Here is a 2,952-nt window from a genome sequence, read left to right on the forward strand (position 1 = left end):
AATCAACAGAGACTCCGTTAGTAGTGGCGAGCGAACGCGGACCAGCCGAGCCTGGAAGTGCGAGCAGAATGGTCTGGAAAGGCCAGCGACATGGGTGACAGCCCCGTATGCGAAGTACCACGGGACGTATCAAGTAGGGCGGGACACGTGTAATCCTGTCTGAAGATCGGGGGACCACCCCCGAAGGCTAAGTACTCCTTGCTGACCGATAGCGAACCAGTACCGTGAGGGAAAGGTGAAAAGCACCCCGACGAGGGGAGTGAAACAGTACCTGAAACCGGACGCCTACAAGCAGTCGGAGGGGCCTTGAGCCCTGACGGCGTACCTTTTGTATAATGGGTCAACGACTTGGTCTAACGAGCAAGCTTAAGCCGGTAGGTGTAGGCGCAGCGAAAGCGAGTCTTAAAAGGGCGCATGAGTTCGTTGGATCAGACCCGAAACCAGGTGATCTAGCCATGAGCAGGATGAAGGTTGGGTAACACCAACTGGAGGTCCGAACCAACACCCGTTGAAAAGGGTCTGGATGACTTGTGGCTAGGGGTGAAAGGCTAATCAAACCTGGAGATAGCTGGTTCTCCGCGAAAGCTATTTAGGTAGCGCCTCGGACGAATACCCACGGGGGTAGAGCACTGCATGGATGATGGGGGCCCACAGCCTTACTGAGTCTAAGCAAACTCCGAATACCGTGGAGTACTATCCGGGAGACACACGGCGGGTGCTAACGTCCGTCGTGAAGAGGGAAACAACCCTGACCTGCAGCTAAGGCCCCTAATTCGTGGCTAAGTGGGAAAGCATGTGGGACGGCCAAAACAACCAGGATGTTGGCTTAGAAGCAGCCATCATTTAAAGATAGCGTAACAGCTCACTGGTCTAGACAAGCTGTCCTGCGGCGAAGATGTAACGGGGCTCAAGCCACGAGCCGAAGCTCAGGATGCACAGCGATGTGCGTGGTAGCGGAGCGTTCCGTGATATAGTTCATCATGTCTTTACCGAAAGGTGGGGTCGAACCCCACCCTACGGCTTGGACATGGAGAGCTTTCTGTGAAGCCGGGCCGTAAGGCATCCGGTGGAGAGATCGGAAGCGAGAATGTTGACATGAGTAGCGACAAAGAGGGTGAGAGACCCTCTCGCCGAAAGTCCAAGGGTTCCTGCTTAAAGCTAATCTGAGCAGGGTAAGCCGGCCCCTAAGGCGAGGCCGAAAGGCGTAGTCGATGGGAACCAGGTTAATATTCCTGGGCCAGTGGGATGTGACGGATCGCAGGTGTAGTTCGGTCTTATCGGATTGACCGGGCTGCTGAGCGGTTCCTGGAAATAGCCCCACATCAGACCGTACCCGAAACCGACACAGGTGGACTGGTAGAGTATACCAAGGCGCTTGAGAGAACCACGTTAAAGGAACTCGGCAAAATGCTCCCGTAAGTTCGCGAGAAGGGAGCCCCGTCTGTAGGCAACTATGGGCGGGGGGCACAAACCAGGGGGTGGCGACTGTTTACTTAAAACACAGGGCTGTGCGAAGCCGTAAGGCGACGTATACAGTCTGACGCCTGCCCGGTGCTGGAAGATTAAGAGGAGGGGTGCAAGCTCTGAATCGAAGTCCCAGTAAACGGCGGCCGTAACTATAACGGTCCTAAGGTAGCGAAATTCCTTGTCGGGTAAGTTCCGACCTGCACGAATGGCGTAACGATCTCCCCGCTGTCTCTAACGTGGACTCAGCGAAATTGAACTGTGTGTCAAGATGCACACTACCCGCGGTTAGACGGAAAGACCCCATGAACCTTTACTCCAGCTTTGCATTGGCAACAGGACTGTGATGTGCAGGATAGGTGGTAGGCATCGAAGCGGGGACGCCAGTCTTCGTGGAGCCGTCCTTGAGATACCACCCTTCGCCGTCTTGTTGTCTAACCGCGACCCGTTATCCGGGCCCGGGACCGTGCATGGTGGGGAGTTTGACTGGGGCGGTCGCCTCCCAAACAGTAACGGAGGCGCGCGATGGTTGGCTCAGAGCGGTCGGAAATCGCTCGTTGAGTGCAATGGCAGAAGCCAGCCTGACTGCGAGACTGACAAGTCGAGCAGAGACGAAAGTCGGTCATAGTGATCCGGTGGTCCCAAGTGGGAGGGCCATCGCTCAACGGATAAAAGGTACTCTGGGGATAACAGGCTGATGATGCCCAAGAGTCCATATCGACGGCATCGTTTGGCACCTCGATGTCGGCTCATCTCATCCTGGGGCTGGAGCAGGTCCCAAGGGTATGGCTGTTCGCCATTTAAAGAGGTACGTGAGCTGGGTTTAGAACGTCGTGAGACAGTTCGGTCCCTATCTGCCGTGGGTGCAGGAGACTTGAGAAGAGTTGACCCTAGTACGAGAGGACCGGGTTGAACGCTCCACTGGTGGACCAGTTGTCGTGCCAACGGCAGTGCTGGGTAGCTATGAGCGGACAGGATAACCGCTGAAGGCATCTAAGCGGGAAGCCCCCTTCAAAACAAGGTCTCCCTTGAGGGCCGTGGAAGACCACCACGTCGATAGGCCAGAGGTGTAAGCGCAGCAATGCGTTCAGCTGACTGGTACTAATTGCCCGATTGGCTTGATCTGATCCGGAAACAGCAAGGCAACACGCCTCGCCAGGATCGTCAGAAGCACGTAAACACTACACGCGGAACAATCGCTGATGTGCGGGGAGCCAAGTCTCCCCTGTCTCTTCTCCGGTCTGGTGGTCATAGCGGGCGCAAAACTCCCGATCCCATCCCGAACTCGGCCGATAAGTGTGCCTGCGCCAATGGTACTGCGTCTCAAGACGTGGGAGAGTAGGTCGCCGCCAGACCTGAAAAGAGACAAACTCACTCAAACGATGAAACCGCGCCCCACAAAGGGCCGCAACTCGACCAGGCCAACCTCAAGGCCAAGCGTCGCGGGGTGGAGCAGCCCGGTAGCTCGTCAGGCTCATAACCTGAAGG

General features: G+C 56.2%; 2 rRNA genes (1 of these 2 running past the window's edge). Both read left to right on the forward strand.

The window, feature by feature from the left end:
* Nucleotides 1–2,590, forward strand: a 23S ribosomal RNA gene (locus FL625_RS17900) (it extends 258 nt beyond the left edge of the window).
* A 114-nt stretch (nt 2,591–2,704) separates the two neighbouring features.
* Nucleotides 2,705–2,819 (forward strand): 5S ribosomal RNA (gene rrf, locus FL625_RS17905).
* The last annotated feature ends 133 nt before the right edge of the window (nt 2,820–2,952 follow it).

Origin of the sequence: Tabrizicola flagellatus (assembly GCF_008271465.1) — a bacterium.
GTDB lineage: Bacteria > Pseudomonadota > Alphaproteobacteria > Rhodobacterales > Rhodobacteraceae > Tabrizicola > Tabrizicola flagellata.